Below are 16,611 nucleotides of genomic sequence, written 5' to 3'. Positions count from 1 at the left end.
CTCTGTTACGAAGACTCAGCGAGCAACCTGTCGCTCGCGGATTTCGTCGAGTGTTTTGCAATCAATGCATTGGGTTGCGGTTGGGCGCGCTTCAAGGCGTTTGAGCCCGATTTCAACACCGCAACTGTCGCAATAGCCATAATCTTCGGCGTCGATACGTGCGAGTGTCTGGTCGATCTTTTTGACGAGCTTGCGTTCGCGGTCTCGGTTGCGCAATTCGAGCGCGATGTCTGATTCTTGGCTGGCACGGTCGTTCGGGTCAGCGAAAGAGGTTGCCTCGTCCTGCATGGTATGGACGGTACGCTCGATATCCGACTGCAGATCCTGCTTCCAAGCCTCAAGGATCGATCGGAAATGGGCGAGCTGTTTAGCGCTCATGTACTGCTCGCCCTTCCTCGGCTCGTAGGGCGTGAAGTGGCGGTAGATCTCCTCAGCCATGATGGCTTTCCTCGGTCCAAGTGAGAAAGCAGCGTTAATAGCAGAATCAACTTTGGCTCGCAAGGAAATGCCAGAGGGGAAGTTCGTTTGTTCAAGGCGCTCGGGGAAACGTTGCCGCCAGTCAAATTGAAGGGGATATACAGATGATGTTTGACGAACCGGCATTAGTTATGTATATTCTTGCCCTCTCGGGGTGTAGCGCAGTCCGGTAGCGCGCTTGCTTTGGGAGCAAGATGTCGGGAGTTCGAATCTCTCCACCCCGACCAGCGAAGTTTGGGAAATCGTTCGGACAGAACCCGCCCGTAGCTCAACTGGATAGAGCACCGGCCTTCTAAGCCGGGGGTTACAGGTTCGAGTCCTGTCGGGCGGACCAAGCAACGCAAAGTAGTACCCAGTGGCGGCATTAGCTCAGTCGGTAGAGCACTGGATTGTGATTCCAGGTGTCACCGGTTCGATCCCGGTATGTCGCCCCAAGCTTTCCCAAGAAAAACCCGCCGTCTGGCGGGTTTTTCGCTTTCAGCGCTTGGGTTCTTCTATCCGCTCAGTTGCGCTGCGTTGTGTGTGCCGGCAGGTGTATTGACGGGGTCGACGTGCGTCATCAGGTAGAGCACCGGATGATTTGCCATGACGCGGAGTTTTGCTTGGCGGGCGATGTCGTGGCCTTGGGTGACGGTCAGGCTGCCGTCGATTTCCAGGTGCACGTCGGCGAGGATCATGTCGCCGGTCTTGCGCGTCTTGAGTTCGTGCATGCCGAGTACGCCCGGGGTGGCGAGGATGTCGGCGGCGATGGCTGCGACCTGCTCTTCGGTCGCTGCGCGGTCGGTGAGATCGTGCAGGGCGTCCCATGCGAATCCCCAGCCCATGCGGGCAACCATGAAGCCCACAATCAGCGCTGCGATCGGGTCGAGCAGGCCGAAGCCGAGCAGGTTGCCGCCAATGCCGATCGCGACGACGAGCGACGACGCTGCGTCGGAGCGCGCGTGCCACGCGTTTGCGACGAGCATGCTAGAGCGCACTTTTTCCGCGACATGCAGCATGTAGCGGAAGAGCACTTCCTTTACCACGAGCGCGCCGAGCGCAACCCACAGCGCAATGAAATGCACCTTCGGAATGCTCTCGGGGGCTTCGAGCTTATGCACCGCCGAGCCGATCATCCCCAAGCCGACAGCCAGCAGCAACAAGCCCAACACCAGCGAGGCGGCGTTTTCATAGCGCTGGTGTCCGTAGTGGTGATCGTCGTCAGGGGCTTTCTGGCTGTGATGCACGGCCAGCAGCACGACGAAATCTGCGACCAGGTCGGACAGCGAGTGGATGCCGTCGGCGATCAGGCCTTGCGAGCCCGAGATCACGCCCGCCACAACCTGAGAGATGGTCAGGCCGATGTTTACCGCGACACTGACCCAGGTACTGCGTTTGGTCGCGGCCTCGCGTTCGGGCAGGGCGTCTTCGCTGTCGAGTTCGCTGAGGTCGTGGAGATCGTTCATGGCAGTGTCGCTTGGCGGAGAGGGGCGCTAGTGTGGCGCTGGGCGTCGTTGATGCGCTTGATGCGTATCGACTACCCTGCAGATCCGCGGTGATTGCCGCGGCGCAGGTGGCTTATCGGTAGCCGATGCGTGGCGTATCGCGCGCTGGCTGGACCGCCGCCACGCTCACTTTGAAGCGGTGGCGGGGGGCGTAGATGCAGTCGGTTTTACGTTGCCTGCAAGAGAGGGCGAGGCGAGGGAGTTTCCCCCCTCGCCGCACGATCAGGGCCGGCGTTGGTCGATTTGAAGTGCCAGCGCGGACACGCTGGCGTCCGCGACGTTTGCGGTGCCGTAGAGATCGCCTGAGGCGGCTTGTGCGACGCCGGACGCCGAAATGCGGGCTTCGATTTCAAGCTTGGCGACGCTGGAGAGCGGGCGCTGCGCATTGAGCGAGGCGCTGTCGTCCAGCATGATGGTCGCCGGCAGCGTGTCGGCGCTGCGGCGGACCACGGCCAGTGGCATGCGTTCGCCAGGGGCGCGGGCGATCACGAACAGCGTTTTGCCGCTGACTTCCGCCTTCATGGCCGGCGCGATGCCGATCGCGAGTGCGAGCGAGCGTTGGCTGCCGGCCGGCGCTGGATCAGCCGCCTTGGCGGTGGGTTCAGGCGTGGCCTGTGCGCTCGGCGCCGCGCCGCCCATCTGCCCCTTGACCTGCGCGATTGCATCCTTGAGGAAGCGCGCATCTTCCGATTCCGGCGCGACCTGCGGCAGCGCGCGCTCGAAGTAGCCTACGGCCGCTGCGTAGTCGTGGCGACCCGCGGCGCCGGAGCCGGCGAGCATCAACGCGAGCAGATTGTTCGGATCGACTTGCAGCGCTTGCTTGACCAGCGCTTCCGGCTTGCCTTCCAGCTTGCCGCCGGCATTCATCGCGAGCACGTCGGCGTATTCGGCGAGCCAGTCGGCGTTCTGCTCCAGCGCGGGGCCGATGCGCTCAAAGGCGGCTGCGGCATCTGCGAAACGGTTCATGACCTTGTACGAACGCCCCAACATTGCCCAGCCGGTTGGGTTGTCCGGGTTGGCCTCGAGCTTGGCGGCGAGACTCTCGACCATCTTGTTGATGTCCGGCATGCCGTTTGGCGCTGCAGCCGCATGCGGATTGCCGGTTACAGCGGCCGGCGTGCCCAGTTGCAGATACAGCACCGTGGCAAGCAGTGGCAGCATCAGCGCGACCGGACCTAGCGTAAGCCAGGGGCGGCTGGCGCGCTGCACCGGGGCTGCGGCGTCACCTTCTTCGAGCAGGCGGCGGTGGATGTCTTCGCGTGCGGCGTCGAACGCGGCAGTGGTCAGCGCGCCGCGACTACGTTCGGCTTCAAGGGCTGCAATCTCGTCGCGCAGGATTTGCGCGTTCAGACGCGCCATGCTGACTTCTTCGCGCTGCTTGCGCCTCAATATAAACGGGCGCGCGATCAGCGCGAGGGCGAAGAGGGCGATCAGGGCTGCGGCAATGATGAAGGTGGTCATTGAGAGACGCTCCGTTTTTCGGCGTCGGCAAGCAGCGCGGCGACACGGCGGCGCTCTGCTTCGTCAAGGGGGGCATCGGTCTGCGCGTTACGCTGCCGCAGGTACAGCAGCAGGCCTGCTATGCCGCCCAGCAGCAGCACGAAGGGGCCGCCCCAGAGCAGCAGCGTGGTGCCCTTCAGTGGCGGGCGGTAGCGCACGAAGTCACCGTAGCGAGCGACGAGGAAATCCATGATTTCGGTATCGGACTTGCCGGCCCGGATCATCGTCCGGATTTCGCGACGCAGATCTTCAGCGAGTTCGGCGTGCGAACCGGCGAGTGATTCGTTCTGGCAGACGAGGCAGCGCAGCTCTTCGCTGATCGCGATCATGCGCTGTTCGACCAACGGGTCTTCGGCGAGCGGGCGTGCTTCGCCTGCCAGCACGCTACCTGCGAGGCAGAGTGCGGCACACATCAGGGTCAGGCGTTTCATGTCGAGAGCTTCCGGATCAGCGGCAGGATGGTTTGATCGAGGACTTCCTGGGTGACCGGCCCGATCTGCTTGTAGCGAATCACGCCGTTGCGATCGATGACGTAGGTTTCCGGCACGCCATACACGCCGTAGTCGATGCCGACGCGGCCATCGGCATCCACCGCGACGATCTGGTACGGGTTGCCGAAGCTCGCGAGCCAGCGGTTCGCATCGTCGGGCTTGTCCTTGTAGTCGAGGCCGACCAGCGGCACCGTATTGGTCCGGGAGAACGCCACCAGTACCGGATGCTCGTCGCGGCACGACACGCACCACGACGCCCACACGTTGAGAATCCAGACCTTGCCGCGCATGTCCTCCGGGCCGAAGGTCTTGCCGTCGGCACTTAGTTGCGGCAGCCGGAACGCGGGCGCGGGCTTGTCGATCAAGGGAGAGGGAATGCTGTGCGGATCCTTGTTCAGGCCGACGGCTAGGAAACCGAGCAAGACCACGAAAAGCGCGATCGGAATCAGCAGGACGCGTTTCATGCGCGGGCTCCTTCGGCGGCCAGCGCTTCACGCTTGCGCAGGCGGTAACGCCGGTCGCTTGCGGCGAGGACGCCGCCCAACGCCATCAGTAATGCACCGCCCCAGATCCAGTCGACCAAGGGTTTGTAGTAGACCCGCACCGCCCAGGCACCGCCATCGAGCGGTTCGCCGAGCGAGACATAAAGATCGCGGAAGAAACCGGTATCGATCGCGGTCTCGGTCATCGGCATGCCCGAGGTGCTGTACTGGCGCTTCTCGGGCCGCAGCGTGCGGATGAACTTGCCGTCGCGCGACAGTTCGACCTCGCCGACCATGGCGACGAAGTTGGGGCCTTGGCGCTCGCTGACACCGATCAGCTTGAAGCTGTGCCCGCCGACCGTCGTGGAGTCCCCGGGCGCCATGCGCACGTCGCGCTCGGCTTCGTAATGCTTCACGAATGCCACGCCAAGGATGCTGATCGCCAGACCGAAGTGCGCGATCTGCATGCCCCAGTACGCAGCAGGCGGGCGACCGGTGCGCAGGCGACTGACCAGTTGCAGCACCATCGATGCGGCAAGCCACAGTGCGCAGAAGCTGCCAATCGCAGCGCCGATCGTCCACTTGCCAGCCAGCATCGGCAGCGCAATCGCGCCCGCGACACCGAACAGCGCCGGGTTACGCAGATGCGGCAGCAGGTCCTTCAGCGGCGATTCCTTCCAGCGCAGCAGCGGGCCGACCGCGGCGAGCAGGAAGATCGGCAGCACCACCGGCACGAAGACCGAGTTGAAGTAGGGTGGGCCGACCGAGAGCTTACCCAGGCCCAGCGCGTCGATCGCCAGCGGGTAGAGCGTGCCGAGCAGCACACAGGCGGCGGCGACAACCAGCAGCACGTTGTTGCAGAGGAGCAGGGTCTCGCGCGACAACAGCGCAAAGCGGCCGCCGAGGCCGCTCTTCGGCGCGCGAACGGCGAACAGTGTGAGCGAGGCGCCGATCACGAGCGCCAGCAGGATCAGGATCATGATGCCGCGGCGCGGGTCGGTCGCGAAGGCGTGGACCGAGGTCAGCACGCCCGAGCGAACGAGGAAGGTGCCCAGCAGCGACAGCGAGAAGGCGCCGATCGCCAGTAGCACTGTCCAGTTGCGGAAGCTGCCGCGTTTTTCCGTCACGGCAAGCGAGTGGATCAGCGCGGTGCCGACCAGCCAGGGCATGAAGGACGCGTTTTCGACCGGATCCCAGAACCACCAGCCACCCCAGCCCAGTTCGTAGTAAGCCCAGTACGAGCCAAGCGCGATGCCCAAGGTCAGCGATACCCAGGCGGCGAGCGTCCAGGGGCGCGACCAGCGGGCCCAAGCGGCGTCCAGCCGACCGGCCAGCAGCGCGGCCAGCGCAAAGGCAAAGACCACTGAGAAACCGACGTAGCCCATGTAGAGCATCGGCGGGTGCACCACCAAGCCCGGATCTTGCAGCAGCGGGTTGAGGTCGCGGCCATCCGGCGCGGCGGGAATCAGGCGATCGAAGGGGTTTGAGGTGACCAGCACGAACACCAGGAAGCCGGCAGCGACCAGGCCGAGCACGCCAATTACGCGCGCCACCATGTCATCCGGCAGGCTGCGCGAGAACAGCGATACCGCGAGCGTCCAGCCCGATAGCATCAGCAGCCACAGCAGGAAGGAGCCTTCGTGCCCGCCCCATACCGCGGCGAACTTGTAGATCGGCGGCAGCAGCGAATTCGAGTGTTCGGCGACGTAGCGCACCGAGAAGTCGTCATTGATGAAGGCGATCGCGAGGCAGACGAAGCTCGTCGCCAGCATCAGGAACAGCGCTTGCGAGAGCGGTCGCGCCAGCGCAACCCAGGTGCGGTCGCCGCGGTGGGCGCCGATCAGCGGCAACGTTCCCTGCAGTGCAGCAATCAGGAAGGCCAGGATCAGCGCGAAATGTCCGAGTTCGGGGGTCATTGTTTTAGCGTGACTCCGGCTTTGTGGGCTTGCTCCACCGCGTGCTTGGCTTCCGGCGGCATGTAGTTTTCGTCGTGCTTGGCGAGCACTTCGGTGGCGGTGAACTCACCGCTTGGTGTCAATTTGCCCTGCGCGACCACGCCTTTTCCTTCGCGGAACAGGTCGGGCAGGATGCCGGTGTAGGCCACCGGGATGTCCTTCGCAGTGTCGGTGACGACGAAGCGCGCCGTCAGCCCGTCACGCTTGAGGCTGCCGGGCTTCACCAGCCCGCCGACACGGAATGCCGCACCTTGCGGGGCCTTGCCTTCCGCCACTTCGGTTGGGGTGACAAACAGCGCGATGTTGCTGTTGAGCGCGTTGAGGATCAGTGCAGTCGCGACGCCCAGCGAGGCGAGCGCGCCCAGAATGATCGCAAGGCGTTTGTGGCGGGCTTTCATGCGGTGTTTCCTTCAGCTTCAATGGCATTGGCCCGGCTTTCGCGGCGCAGGCTTTGCAGGATGGCGTTGCGACGCTGGCGCAGCAGCCAGAGTTCCCCGACCAGGCCTACGACGCAGGCGATGACGCTGCCCCAGACGTACAGTGCATAGCCGCCCATGGCGAAAAACTCGGCAGGTGAATTCCAGTTCATGCGTTCAGCTCCGGCAGTCGGACAACCCAGTCGGTGTGCCGTTCCCTTTCAAGAATGATGGCGCGTGCGCGGATCAGCGCGACGGCGATCGAATACATCCACGCCGCCAGCGCGACCAGCAGCATGCCCAAAAGCATGGTGTGCGCCATTGACGGGGATCGGGTCAGCGAAATCGACGAGCCCTGGTGCAGGGTGTTCCACCACTGCACCGAGAAGTAGATGACCGGAATGTTGACCACGCCGACCAGCGCCAGCACCGCACAGGCACGGTCCGCGCGGCGCGGATCGTCGATCGCGGCGCGTAGCGCGATGTAGCCGAGGTACAGGAAGAACAGCAGCAGTTCCGAAGTCAGCCGCGCATCCCAGATCCACCAGGTGCCCCACATCGGCTTGCCCCACAGCGAGCCGGTGATCAGCGACAGCGCCGCGAAGATCGCGCCGGTGGGGGCCAGTGCGGTCGCCATGATGCCGGACAGGCGGGTGTTCAAGGACAGCCCGACTGCGGACCAGAACGCCATCACCATGTAGATGAACATCGACATCCACGAGGCCGGCACGTGAAGGAAGATGATCCGGTAGCCCTCGCCCTGCTGCGCATCGGTCGGCGCGACGAAAAAGCCGACCCAAAGGCCTGCGACGCCGAACAGCACCGCCAGCGCGGTAAACCAGGGGATCAGCTTGCCCGCCAGCGGGTAGAAGGTGGCGGGGCTGGAGTATCGGAACCAGTTGATAAGGCGAAAGCTCATTCGAGTGCAATCCTGATGGCCGCGGTTACGGCAAGCGGCGCGAAGAATACCGAGAGAGCCAGCATTGCTGCCAGCAAAGAAAGATGTCCGCCCGCCTGCAGGCCGGCAATCTGCGCTTCGACGGCGCCGGCGCCGAAGATCAGCGCCGGCACGTAGAGCGGCAGCACGATCAGCGACAGCAAGGCGCCACCGCCGCGCAGGCCCAGCGTCAGCGCTGCGCCGATCGCGCCGATCATGGACAGCAGCGGCGTGCCGATCAGCAGGCCCAGCGTCAGCAAGCCCAGCGCATCGACCGGCAGATCGAACTGCAGCCCCAGCATCGGCGCGAGCAGCACCAGCGGCAGGCCCGACACCAGCCAGTGAGCAAGGATCTTGCCTGCGACCAGCCAGCCCAGTGGTGTGGGCGAAACCGCCATCTGCTCCAGCGTGCCGTCGGCGAAATCATCGGCGAACAGACGGTTGAGCCCGAGCAGCGTCGACAGCAGCGCGGCGACCCACAGCACGCCGGGGCCGATCTTGCGCAGCAGGTTCGGGTCTGGCCCGATGCCGAGCGGGAACAGACTTACGACGATGACGAAGAAGAACAGCGCGGTCAGCGCCTCGCTCTTGCGGCGCAGCGCCAGCAGCAGGTCGCGGCGGATTACGGCCAGCAGCGCGTTCATGCCACGCCCTCCAGCATCAGCTCGCGGCCGCCAGGTAGCGGAATCGCCTGGTGGCTGGTCAGGATCGCGATGCCGCCGCGGCTTACGTGGTCGGCGAGCACCTCGCCGAGCAGGTCGACCGCGCGGGTGTCGAGCGCGGCCAGCGGCTCGTCGAGAATCCACAGGCGTGCTTTGCGCGTCAGCAAACGGCTCAGCAGCACGCGTCGGCGCTGGCCCTGCGACAGGAACTTCACCGGTAGTTCCTCGCGACCTTTCAAACCGAAACGGCGCAGGGCGACCAAGGCAGTCGCTTCATCCAGTGCATGGCCATCCAGCGCGGCGGCGAGGCATAGGTTTTCGAGCGGGGTCAGGTCTTCCTTCAGCGCCGAGTGGTGGCCGAGGAACAGCAGGGCCTCGCGGTACGCGTCGCCCGCTTCGCGGATGTCCTCGTCGTTCCAGCGCACACTGCCGGCGGCAGGGTGGGCCAGGCCAGCGAGCTGCCGCAGCATGCTCGTTTTGCCGGCACCGTTGCTGCCGCGCAGGTACATCCACTCGCCCGCGGTGAGCGTGAAATGGATGTGCTCGAACAGCGTCCGGTGACCGCGCACGCACGCCAGGTCGTGCGCCGACAAACTGGTTGCGGGTTGCGTCACTTACCCAGCTCCGCAGGATGGCGGGCGGGGATTACGCGAAGCGTTCTGGGCGGCTTTAAGCGGGCGTCGTTGCAGTTGCGAAGAGTCTTGAGTGCCAACAAAGCAGATTCCAGATGGTTTGGCGGCCGATGGCCGGGTTGGTCCGCGGCCCGGGCTGCGCCCCGGCACTGCTCGGGTGGCTGATTCCAACGAAGGCGATTTTGCGGACAGGGGCGGCACTCAGGCCGACCCGTGTCCTGATTTCACCACAAAGTGGCGGTTTTTTCCTTGTGCGATCCGCAAACGGCGTGTTCTGCGGATCTCGCGTGCTGGGCCGGCCGGTGATCGGGCCTTAGTTGCTGCGATCGCCGTAGAGCACCGATTTCAGCTCGTTCTGCTCGAAGCGGAGCACCGTCAGGAAGGAGCCGGGACCGGGGTCGTAGGTCCATTCCTCGACCTGATCGCACACGGTGACGAGTACCGGCTCCGTTTCGACGCCGTCAGCAAGGCGCGTGTAGCTGCGCTGTCGCTTGCACAGATAGTCCTTGCGGGCCGGCTCCCCACACTTCTGGATGACTGTCATCTTCGTGTCGCCCGGGCTCACCAGATTGTTGCCGCAGCGCAGGGCTTCCGCGCTGGTCGGAAGACTGGCGACGACCAAGGCGCTGGTGGCGCAGATTTGAAGCAGGCGCAGAGCGGGCACGGTTTGATCTTTCTTGTTGGATGACTGCGTTGGTGGTTGGCAAGCACCGCGCCCGGCTTTGGCTGGCTTCGGAATGCGTTGACGGGCGGATGACAACGGTGGCGCTTGAGCAGGCAACGCGGATCACCCCGTCCGCGATGACGTGGACAGCTTGAATGACGGTGCTTCGCCCGCGTGCGCTCTGCGGGGCGGCTGGCGACCTGACGCTCCGGGCTCCGATCCGTCGTAACCAAGGTTCGCCAGACGGGTTTCAATCTGCTCAAGAGGCCAGCCGCTGTGGCCGATATGAGCTTGCCTTGCTGGCGAATCTGATGACAGGGTCGGATGCCCTGTTGTTAAATTAAGCGATAAATATAAATTTGGCGCTTTGCGCCTGAACCCAGGCGCGCTATGCCGTGCGAACAGGAGCCTCCACCCATGTCCATGACCCGCAAGCTGTTGATCGCCGTGATGGCGGCTGCATTTGCTGTGTCCGCCACTGCGGCGGCGACGAAGAAGCCGAACGTTGATACCAAGCATGCGGCGGCGACCCCGGCGGCGGCGGCGGTCGATCGCGTCGCAACGGCGCATGCGCTGACGCGCTATGGCGACGCCAGTGGCGATCCCTTGGCGCTGATCACTGCGGCAAAGATGCTCAAGGAAGCGGGCCTGCGCGACGCGACGCTCAAGCGCAGCGGTGGTACGCCGGCGGCAGACAAGGGTAAGCCGGATCTCTATGCGCCGGATGCGATCCTGGCTCGCGCGAAGGCGCTGGCTGAAGGTCGCCCGGACGTGCTCGCGCTGGCCGACGATGTGGCGAAGGCCGGGGCGCGCGGGCGCGACCGTGGCCCGGGCCGCATTCACACCGTTGTCGGTGGCGGTGAGGTCGACTCCTTCGACGTAACCTTCAACGGTGAGGAACCGGCCCGCGTGCTGGTCAGCGGCGACGGCGACTCGGACCTCGACCTCTATGTCTACGACGAGAACGGCAATCTGGTCTGCAAGGACGACGACAACTCCGACGACATGGTCTGCGGCTGGACACCGCGCTGGACCGGCACCTTCACGATCCGCGTGCGCAACCGCGGTATCGCCAACGAGTATGTGATGATCACCAACTGATCGCCTGCTCCGCGCCGTGGTGTTGCCTTCCGGCGGCACCGCAGGCGGCGGTTGTCAGCGCGGGCGCTGGCCGGGGGTGGCCGGCGCCCGTGTTCCATGAACTCGCCGGAGGTCGCTCGTGGGGCGAATCGCCAGGTTTGCATTCGGTGTCGTATTGGCACTGCTGATTCCCTTGATGCCCGCCGAGGCGCGCGAGATGCGCGCTCTGATCGTGGGTGTCTCCGAGTATCCGTCGCTGGCGAAGAACTACCAGCTGGAAGGCCCGCGCAACGATGTGCAGCGCCTGCGTGACATCCTGCAGCAGCGCGGTTTTGCGCCGCGCAACATCCGTTTGCTGGCGGACGGCGTGGCGGGCGCGAGCGGCTTGCCGACGCGCGCCGCGATCCTTGCCGGGCTCGACGAGCTTGCGGCGCAGTCCGCCAAGGGCGATTACGTGTTGCTCTACTTCTCTGGCCACGGCAGCCAGGAACCGGCGGATCGCAACACGCCCGAAGGGCGCGAAGAGCCGGACGGCCTGTTCGAGATCTTCCTGCCGCGTGACATCGGCAAGTGGGACGAGGCCGACGATGGCGGCAAGGTGCAGAACGCGCTGGTGGATTTCGAGATCCGCCGCGCCGTCGACCGCATCATCGACAAGGGCGCCTTCGTGTGGGGCGTTTTCGATTCCTGCCACAGCGCCACGCTCGTGCGCGGTGCGGATGACTCCGCGGAAATCCGCTATCGGCACATCGCACCCGAAGCGCTGGGCGTGCCGGCCAAGGCGCTCGACCGCGCCGAAGCCGATGCGGTGCGCTCGCGCGGCAAGGGCGATGCCGCGGCGCCAGACCCCTTCGCCAGTGCCAAAGGGCAGGGTGGGGGTGTGTTCTTCTATGCGGCACAAACGACCGAACTCGCACCCGAAATGCGATTGCCGCTCGGCCACCCCGAGCGCAAACCCTTCGGGCTGTTCGGCTTCACGCTGATGCAGGCGCTCGAAGCCGGCAACGCGATGACTTACCGCCAGCTCGCGCAGTATGTGCTGAGCCAGTACGGCGGCATGAACCAGACGCGCGTGACGCCGCTCTTCTCCGGCACCCAGCTCGATGCACCGGTGCTCGGCCAGGACGCCGTGCCGATCCAGCAGTGGAAGCTCGACCGTGGCGCGACGCCGACGATTCCTGCCGGGGCCCTGTCGCGCATCACCGAAGGCTCGCTGTTCGCGATCGTCGCCAACCCGCTCGACAAGAGCGACGCGGCGATCGGCTATGCCGAAGCGCGCAACGTTGCGCTGTCTTCAAGCACGCTCGCCCTGGTGGCGCAGAACGGCAAGCCGCTGCTCGAAGCGAAGGACATTCCGGCTAGCGCGCATGCGCGGCTGCTGAAAGTGGCCGGCCAGTACCAGCTGCGCGTGGTGGTCGACACCACGGCTTGCGAGGGCGACTGCCCCGCACTTGCGCCGATTACCGCCGTGCAGAAGGCCGGCATTGCCGGCGCGCAGATCGAATGGCTCAAGGCACCGGACACCGGCGACGTCGCGGTGATGGCCTTCCGCGACCGCGTGATGCTGGTGCCGCCCGCCTTGCAGGGGCTCAACTGCAAGGCGCGCAAGGCCGCTACCGAGCGCCAGCGGTGCGAGGCTGAACTGCGCAGCGGTTCGCTGACGCTGGCGTGGAAGCCGGCGCAGGGCGCCGACGCGCTGCGCGAAACGCTGGTCAGCGCGCTGCACGGCGTGGCGCGCGCCACCAACCTGATGCGCATCGCAAGCCAACTCAACGAACGCAACGGCGGCGGCAAGCTCACGGTGTCGATGAAGCAGATTACGCGGGCCGGCAAGGTGCTGCCCCTGAGCGCCGAGCGCAGCCCGGTGCTGCGCGCTGGTGACAAGGTTGAGGTGTCGTTGCTCAACGAAGGGCAGATGCCACTCGATCTGACGGTGCTGTATCTCGACGCGAGCTACGGCGTCAGCGCGCTGTTCCCGTATGGCGGCGCGAGCAACCGGCTCGAAGCGAAGGCCAGCTACAGTTTCGAGATCGACATCAATGACGATACGACGGGGCTGGAGCGCCTGGTGACGATCGCCGTACAGGCGCGCAACCTGGGCGAGCGGGCGGACTTTTCCTTCCTGGCACAGTCGCCGATCGAGCAGCTGGACCGAACGCGCGGCGTCGAGGACGATGACGTTACAGCCTTCCGCGACGCGGGCTTTGCTGACTACACCACGCGGGGTGTCGGCGCACCGAAATCGCCGGGCGATCGCACTTCGATGCAGGTTTTCAACTGGACGATTCAGAAGTGAGTGCTTGGGCTATCACATCACAAGGCGGCTATGGACACCGCTGAACGCAACGCGCGCGACCGCGCCTGGCGGGGCGCCATTGCGGCGGGCGGCCGCGATGGCGAGCGTGCGGTCGCAGCGCTGTTCCGCGAGTAGCGGCGCCCGCTGCTGGCCTTCCTGATCCGGCACGGCGCGCAGCAGGATCTGGCTGAAGATCTGCTGCAGGAGGTTTTCGTTCGCGTGGTGCGCCATGCCGAAGGTTTCCGTGGCGAGGCGGCGGTGTCGAGCTGGATCTACCAGATCGCGCGCAACCTCGCGACCGATGCGGCCCGTGCGCCGCGCCGCGAAGAACACCTGGACGACGAAGGCTGGCGGCGTGTCGCCGACGAAACCGCATGCAGTACCGGCGGCGACGCCAAGGCGGCGCTGGATGAATGCGTGAATACCGGCTTTGCCGCCTTCGGCCGTGCGCACCCCGAGCGGGCCGAAGCCCTGCGTCGCGCCGCGCTGGATGGCTGGAGCGTGCGCGACGTGGTGCAGTTTCTCGAACGCACCGAGGCCGCCACGCGCGAATACCTCTCGCAGTGCCGCAAGCGCCTGCGCGAATTTCTTGAACCCTGCCGTGCGCTGATCGTGGAGGAGGACTGATGACGCAGCCCCCGGACGATCTCGACCGCTGGCTTGCCGAGCTGGCAGGGCAGGCGACGACACGCGATGCGCGCAGCGAAGCCCAGACGCTGCGGCGCGTGATTCTCAACGAGGCCAGCGCAGAAGCGCCGCCCGCGGTTGACGACGACCATGCCACCGAACAACTGCTGTTCCGACTGCGCCGCGAAGGCCTGCTGAAACGTCGTCGCCTGCCTGCCTGGGGCTACGCGCTTGCGGCCACGCTGGCTGCTGCCGCGATCGGGCTCGTCGTGCTGCGCGAGAACCCGACACCCGCGCCGGACGTGGTGACCTACGGCGAGCCGCCGATCTGGCGTGGTGCGTTTGCGCAGTTCGAGGTGCGCGGCCCGGCGCCGCGCATGCGTGCCGAGACGCTGGTCGGTGCGTTGCGGGCGGAGGGCGTGCAGGCTGACATTTACGCATCGGGCGCCGTCTACACGGTGGACACGGAGCTTGCTGCGCCGCTCAGCGACGCGCTGGTTGCGCAGTTCCAGGCGCTCGGCATCGTTGCCAAACCGGGCCGCGTGCGCGTCGAATTCAAGCCCTAAGCGGCGCGGGCGCGTGGCGAACCGCGAGGCAGATCAAGGAGAAGGTCCGATGAAACGAATCCTCTGCGCGCTCGCGCTGCTTGCATGGCACCTCGTCGCAAACGCAGACGTGCTGCCGCCGCAGGCGGCCGATGCCGCCGAACGCTTCCGCAACAACCCCGGCGCCTACGACCGCACCGACGAATGGTGCGAGGGGCGGCGCGTCGACGCGGCCTGCCAGATCGTGGGCAATGCCTTCGAGGGCGGCGGGCCGGGCGTCTGCGAACGCGACCTCAATCGCCGTGACTACCAGATCGACCTGCACTGCGTGCGCAAACCCGCGCCGCGCATCGAGCGTGCGATTCCGGATGGCCCCTGGCAAGCCGATGCCGATGTGTGTGCCCTGGCTGCACGCTCGGACTCCGCCGCGCAAACGGTTCGCGCGCAGGGCTGGTTGTGCGCCGAGCCGCCGGTGCTGGCGGACCGCTTCTGCAAAGGTGTGGCGGTCGGGCAGCGCTGCGTTGCCGAGGTGTCGATCGACGGCCGCGTGCAACGGTTCGACGGCGTCTGCAACCACCAGCTCGACACCAAGGGCACTTACTTCCAGGGCCGGCGCACGCTGACGCGTCCGGTCGTGAGCTGTGAGCCGGAACACCCGGTGCCAGCGAGCACCCTGAAGCCGGTGAGTGCCTGGCGAAAGCTGTTCCAGTAGGCGTCCCGTACATGCCGACCCAGGCCGCCGCGCTTGGCGTGAGCTTGCTGATCGAGGCGCCGATCGTCCTCGCGGCAACAGCGCGCGCACGGCGGGGGCCTGCGTGGCGCATCGCCGCGGCCGTGCTGCCCAGTTGCGTGACCCATCCGCTGGCTTGGCACGCCATCGGCAACTTCGGTGCGCACGATTACCTCGCCGGCGTGGTGCTGATCGAAGCGCTGGTTATCGCCGCCGAGGCACCGATGCTCCACTGGCTTGCCGGCATTCCGTGGCGTGCGGCCTTCGCGCTGTCGCTGCTGGCGAACGTCATGTCGGTCGGGCTGGGCGCGGCGCTGGCATGAAGGGGTGGCAACAGCATCTGTGGCTGCCCTGCGCGGCCGCCTTGGGTGTACTGGCGCTTTGGCAGCCAGCGGCGCTGTATCTGGTGGCGCTGGCGGTGTTCGGCTTGCCGCATGTGATGTGGGAGATGGCCTGGGTCTGGCCGCTCTGGCGCGATCGCGTGCCGCGCTTTGTGTGGGTGGGGCTGTTGGCGGCGCTGCTGCTGCAGGCGTCGGCGCGGCTGGCGCTGTGGTTCGGCCGCATCGATGCACCCACCGCCGCGGCCTGCGATGCGGCGACACTGGCGCTCGCGCTGCTGGCAACGCTGGGCCTCGCGCCGCGCCTGTCGGCGCGCAGCAGGCTGCTGTTCGTGGCCGTTGCGCTGAGCGTGCCGATTGCGCTGCTTTGGCTTGCGGATACGCCGCAGGTGCTGGGCTTACTCGCGTTGCTCGCGATTGCCCACAACTTCACCCCGGTTGCGCTCGCGCCTGCTCACGCGCGCATCGGCGCGTGGCCGGCGCGGCCTGTGCTGATGGCCCTGTTCGGCGCGCCGCTGCTGCTGTTTGCTGCGCTGATGCTGTTCGGTGCGCCATCGGCGAGCGGGCCGATGCGGCCGGCCGAGCTCTGCTGGCTGCAGCAGCATGCGCCCGCTTGGGCCGACGCGATGCTGCCGGCGCTGGTGTGGGCGCAGTGCCTGCACTACCTGTCGGTGATCCATCTGATGCCGCGCGCGATCGGCAGCACCTGGCGCGGCATGCCGCTGCGGCCGCTGGTGCTGGGTGTCAGTGCGGCTTTGCTGGCCTACTTCATCGCCGATTACCCTGCTGCGCGGGGGCTGTACGCGGTGGCGGCCGGCATGCATGCGTGGCTGGAGTGGCCGTTGATCCTGCTGGCCCTCGCAGGGTTCGCATCACGCGTGCCTGACGATCGCGCGATGGTGGCGTCCTAGTGCGCGTGGCTGCCACTTTGGGCGGCGGGCAGGGGGTGCGAGGTGCGCGTAACGGTTCAGCGGAGTGTGGGCGTTGTGAGCTTGATGGCAATGATGGCGCTGGGCGTGGGCAACGCTTCGGCGGCAGCGCCGGTACCTACGAAGAACAAAGCGTCCGCGCGGGCGGCGCACGGCAAACAAGCCGTAGCGCTGCACTTGCCAGACATGGCCTTCAACCTGCGCGTGCCGCGGCTGGATTCGCTACAGTCTCTGTCGGGACTTGGCGCTGCGCTGGTGCCGCTTAAGGGGCTGGAACTGGGGCATTGCGGGCTGAGCGGTGCGCCGACGCAGCGGCCGGCTGCGTCGCCCGGCGTTGGTAACGAGGGCAATTGAATCGGGTGGCGT

At 66.0% G+C, this 16,611-nt stretch carries 21 protein-coding genes and 3 tRNA genes; 11 read left to right on the top strand and 13 right to left on the bottom strand.

The features are described from left to right. Positions 1-15: 15 nt before the first annotated feature. On the bottom strand, positions 16-438 hold the full coding sequence (gene dksA / locus ACE3P0_RS13885; RefSeq protein ID WP_374403269.1) for an RNA polymerase-binding protein DksA: 423 nt from the start codon (positions 436-438) through the stop codon (positions 16-18). A gap of 189 nt (positions 439-627) precedes the next feature. On the opposite strand from dksA, the gene ACE3P0_RS13880 reads away from it, so the two are divergent. The 3 genes from ACE3P0_RS13880 (at position 628) to ACE3P0_RS13870 (ending at position 911) form a co-directional block, all read left to right on the top strand. Next, positions 628-704: transfer RNA gene (locus tag ACE3P0_RS13880), tRNA-Pro, on the top strand. 30 nt (positions 705-734) lie between these two features. Then, positions 735-811, top strand: a tRNA-Arg gene (locus ACE3P0_RS13875). 24 nt (positions 812-835) lie between these two features. Beyond that, positions 836-911: transfer RNA gene (locus ACE3P0_RS13870), tRNA-His, on the top strand. 60 nt (positions 912-971) lie between these two features. Here ACE3P0_RS13870 and ACE3P0_RS13865 read toward each other — a convergent pair. From ACE3P0_RS13865 to ACE3P0_RS13815, 11 genes are all read right to left on the bottom strand, one after another. Then, entirely contained in the window at positions 972-1,922 is a 951-nt protein-coding gene (locus tag ACE3P0_RS13865) for a cation diffusion facilitator family transporter (protein ID WP_374403267.1), read from the bottom strand. Positions 1,923-2,183: 261 nt separating this feature from the next. Then, complete coding sequence (gene ccmI, locus ACE3P0_RS13860; protein ID WP_374403265.1) at positions 2,184-3,422, bottom strand: c-type cytochrome biogenesis protein CcmI; 1,239 nt, start codon at positions 3,420-3,422, stop codon at positions 2,184-2,186. After that, the gene (locus tag ACE3P0_RS13855; RefSeq protein WP_374403264.1) at positions 3,419-3,892 is read right to left on the bottom strand and encodes a cytochrome c-type biogenesis protein; all 474 of its coding nucleotides are present in this window, start codon (positions 3,890-3,892) and stop codon (positions 3,419-3,421) included. The genes ccmI and ACE3P0_RS13855 overlap by 4 nt, the downstream gene beginning before the upstream one ends. Continuing rightward, positions 3,889-4,416 (bottom strand): DsbE family thiol:disulfide interchange protein, encoded by a 528-nt coding sequence (locus ACE3P0_RS13850; RefSeq protein ID WP_374403263.1) that lies wholly within the window; start codon positions 4,414-4,416, stop codon positions 3,889-3,891. The genes ACE3P0_RS13855 and ACE3P0_RS13850 overlap by 4 nt, the downstream gene beginning before the upstream one ends. Further along, positions 4,413-6,350 (bottom strand): heme lyase CcmF/NrfE family subunit, encoded by a 1,938-nt coding sequence (locus tag ACE3P0_RS13845; protein WP_374403262.1) that lies wholly within the window; start codon positions 6,348-6,350, stop codon positions 4,413-4,415. The genes ACE3P0_RS13850 and ACE3P0_RS13845 overlap by 4 nt, the downstream gene beginning before the upstream one ends. Beyond that, positions 6,347-6,787: a cytochrome c maturation protein CcmE gene (gene ccmE / locus ACE3P0_RS13840; RefSeq protein WP_374403261.1), complete on the bottom strand. Its 441-nt coding sequence runs from the start codon at positions 6,785-6,787 to the stop codon at positions 6,347-6,349. The genes ACE3P0_RS13845 and ccmE overlap by 4 nt, the downstream gene beginning before the upstream one ends. Continuing rightward, a complete protein-coding gene (gene ccmD, locus ACE3P0_RS13835; protein WP_374403260.1) occupies positions 6,784-6,978 on the bottom strand; it encodes a heme exporter protein CcmD in 195 nt (64 codons plus the stop codon). Before ccmD ends, ccmE begins: the two co-directional genes overlap by 4 nt. After that, complete coding sequence (gene ccmC / locus ACE3P0_RS13830) at positions 6,975-7,724, bottom strand: heme ABC transporter permease CcmC (RefSeq protein WP_374403259.1); 750 nt, start codon at positions 7,722-7,724, stop codon at positions 6,975-6,977. Before ccmC ends, ccmD begins: the two co-directional genes overlap by 4 nt. Next, positions 7,721-8,386, bottom strand: a complete 666-nt coding sequence (gene ccmB, locus ACE3P0_RS13825; protein ID WP_206255568.1) for a heme exporter protein CcmB — start codon at positions 8,384-8,386, stop codon at positions 7,721-7,723. Before ccmB ends, ccmC begins: the two co-directional genes overlap by 4 nt. After that, complete coding sequence (gene ccmA / locus ACE3P0_RS13820; protein ID WP_374403258.1) at positions 8,383-9,018, bottom strand: cytochrome c biogenesis heme-transporting ATPase CcmA; 636 nt, start codon at positions 9,016-9,018, stop codon at positions 8,383-8,385. The genes ccmB and ccmA overlap by 4 nt, the downstream gene beginning before the upstream one ends. A gap of 331 nt (positions 9,019-9,349) precedes the next feature. After that, positions 9,350-9,700: a DUF2845 domain-containing protein gene (locus tag ACE3P0_RS13815; RefSeq protein ID WP_374403257.1), complete on the bottom strand. Its 351-nt coding sequence runs from the start codon at positions 9,698-9,700 to the stop codon at positions 9,350-9,352. 417 nt (positions 9,701-10,117) lie between these two features. On the opposite strand from ACE3P0_RS13815, the gene ACE3P0_RS13810 reads away from it, so the two are divergent. Both ACE3P0_RS13810 and ACE3P0_RS13805 read left to right on the top strand, forming a co-directional pair. Then, on the top strand, positions 10,118-10,801 hold the full coding sequence (locus ACE3P0_RS13810) for a PPC domain-containing protein (protein WP_374403256.1): 684 nt from the start codon (positions 10,118-10,120) through the stop codon (positions 10,799-10,801). A 154-nt stretch (positions 10,802-10,955) separates the two neighbouring features. Beyond that, the gene (locus tag ACE3P0_RS13805; RefSeq protein ID WP_374403255.1) at positions 10,956-13,076 is read left to right on the top strand and encodes a caspase family protein; all 2,121 of its coding nucleotides are present in this window, start codon (positions 10,956-10,958) and stop codon (positions 13,074-13,076) included. A gap of 12 nt (positions 13,077-13,088) precedes the next feature. On the opposite strand, the gene ACE3P0_RS13800 is transcribed toward ACE3P0_RS13805, so the two are convergent. Then, complete coding sequence (locus tag ACE3P0_RS13800) at positions 13,089-13,307, bottom strand: hypothetical protein (protein WP_374403254.1); 219 nt, start codon at positions 13,305-13,307, stop codon at positions 13,089-13,091. On the opposite strand from ACE3P0_RS13800, the gene ACE3P0_RS13795 reads away from it, so the two are divergent. From ACE3P0_RS13795 to ACE3P0_RS13770, 6 genes are all read left to right on the top strand, one after another. Then, entirely contained in the window at positions 13,221-13,703 is a 483-nt protein-coding gene (locus ACE3P0_RS13795; protein WP_374403311.1) for an RNA polymerase sigma factor, read from the top strand. The genes ACE3P0_RS13800 and ACE3P0_RS13795 overlap by 87 nt on opposite strands. Beyond that, on the top strand, positions 13,703-14,269 hold the full coding sequence (locus ACE3P0_RS13790) for a hypothetical protein (RefSeq protein WP_374403253.1): 567 nt from the start codon (positions 13,703-13,705) through the stop codon (positions 14,267-14,269). Before ACE3P0_RS13795 ends, ACE3P0_RS13790 begins: the two co-directional genes overlap by 1 nt. 49 nt (positions 14,270-14,318) lie before the next feature. After that, on the top strand, positions 14,319-14,960 hold the full coding sequence (locus ACE3P0_RS13785) for a hypothetical protein (protein WP_374403252.1): 642 nt from the start codon (positions 14,319-14,321) through the stop codon (positions 14,958-14,960). 11 nt (positions 14,961-14,971) lie between these two features. Next, entirely contained in the window at positions 14,972-15,301 is a 330-nt protein-coding gene (locus tag ACE3P0_RS13780) for a hypothetical protein (RefSeq protein ID WP_374403251.1), read from the top strand. Continuing rightward, positions 15,298-16,227 carry a hypothetical protein gene (locus tag ACE3P0_RS13775; RefSeq protein WP_374403250.1) on the top strand — a complete coding sequence of 310 codons (930 nt, stop codon included), beginning with the start codon at positions 15,298-15,300 and terminating at the stop codon, positions 16,225-16,227. Before ACE3P0_RS13780 ends, ACE3P0_RS13775 begins: the two co-directional genes overlap by 4 nt. Positions 16,228-16,302: 75 nt before the next feature. Continuing rightward, complete coding sequence (locus ACE3P0_RS13770) at positions 16,303-16,599, top strand: hypothetical protein (RefSeq protein ID WP_374403249.1); 297 nt, start codon at positions 16,303-16,305, stop codon at positions 16,597-16,599. The last annotated feature ends 12 nt before the right edge of the window (positions 16,600-16,611 follow it).

This window comes from Niveibacterium sp., assembly GCF_041909475.1.
GTDB lineage: Bacteria > Pseudomonadota > Gammaproteobacteria > Burkholderiales > Rhodocyclaceae > Niveibacterium.
Note: the sequence above shows the minus strand (reverse complement) of the source record. Positions and strands in the feature narration are given on the sequence as shown.

Coding starts and splice junctions, on each gene's coding strand:
- dksA (WP_374403269.1), bottom strand. CDS start 438: ATGGCTGAGGAGATCTACCGCCACTTCACGCCCTACGAGCCGAGGAAG.
- ACE3P0_RS13865 (WP_374403267.1), bottom strand. CDS start 1,922: ATGAACGATCTCCACGACCTCAGCGAACTCGACAGCGAAGACGCCCTG.
- ccmI (WP_374403265.1), bottom strand. CDS start 3,422: ATGACCACCTTCATCATTGCCGCAGCCCTGATCGCCCTCTTCGCCCTC.
- ACE3P0_RS13855 (WP_374403264.1), bottom strand. CDS start 3,892: ATGAAACGCCTGACCCTGATGTGTGCCGCACTCTGCCTCGCAGGTAGC.
- ACE3P0_RS13850 (WP_374403263.1), bottom strand. CDS start 4,416: ATGAAACGCGTCCTGCTGATTCCGATCGCGCTTTTCGTGGTCTTGCTC.
- ACE3P0_RS13845 (WP_374403262.1), bottom strand. CDS start 6,350: ATGACCCCCGAACTCGGACATTTCGCGCTGATCCTGGCCTTCCTGATT.
- ccmE (WP_374403261.1), bottom strand. CDS start 6,787: ATGAAAGCCCGCCACAAACGCCTTGCGATCATTCTGGGCGCGCTCGCC.
- ccmD (WP_374403260.1), bottom strand. CDS start 6,978: ATGAACTGGAATTCACCTGCCGAGTTTTTCGCCATGGGCGGCTATGCA.
- ccmC (WP_374403259.1), bottom strand. CDS start 7,724: ATGAGCTTTCGCCTTATCAACTGGTTCCGATACTCCAGCCCCGCCACC.
- ccmB (WP_206255568.1), bottom strand. CDS start 8,386: ATGAACGCGCTGCTGGCCGTAATCCGCCGCGACCTGCTGCTGGCGCTG.
- ACE3P0_RS13810 (WP_374403256.1), top strand. CDS start 10,118: ATGTCCATGACCCGCAAGCTGTTGATCGCCGTGATGGCGGCTGCATTT.
- ACE3P0_RS13800 (WP_374403254.1), bottom strand. CDS start 13,307: ATGGCGCACCACGCGAACGAAAACCTCCTGCAGCAGATCTTCAGCCAG.
- ACE3P0_RS13790 (WP_374403253.1), top strand. CDS start 13,703: ATGACGCAGCCCCCGGACGATCTCGACCGCTGGCTTGCCGAGCTGGCA.
- ACE3P0_RS13785 (WP_374403252.1), top strand. CDS start 14,319: ATGAAACGAATCCTCTGCGCGCTCGCGCTGCTTGCATGGCACCTCGTC.
- ACE3P0_RS13780 (WP_374403251.1), top strand. CDS start 14,972: ATGCCGACCCAGGCCGCCGCGCTTGGCGTGAGCTTGCTGATCGAGGCG.
- ACE3P0_RS13775 (WP_374403250.1), top strand. CDS start 15,298: ATGAAGGGGTGGCAACAGCATCTGTGGCTGCCCTGCGCGGCCGCCTTG.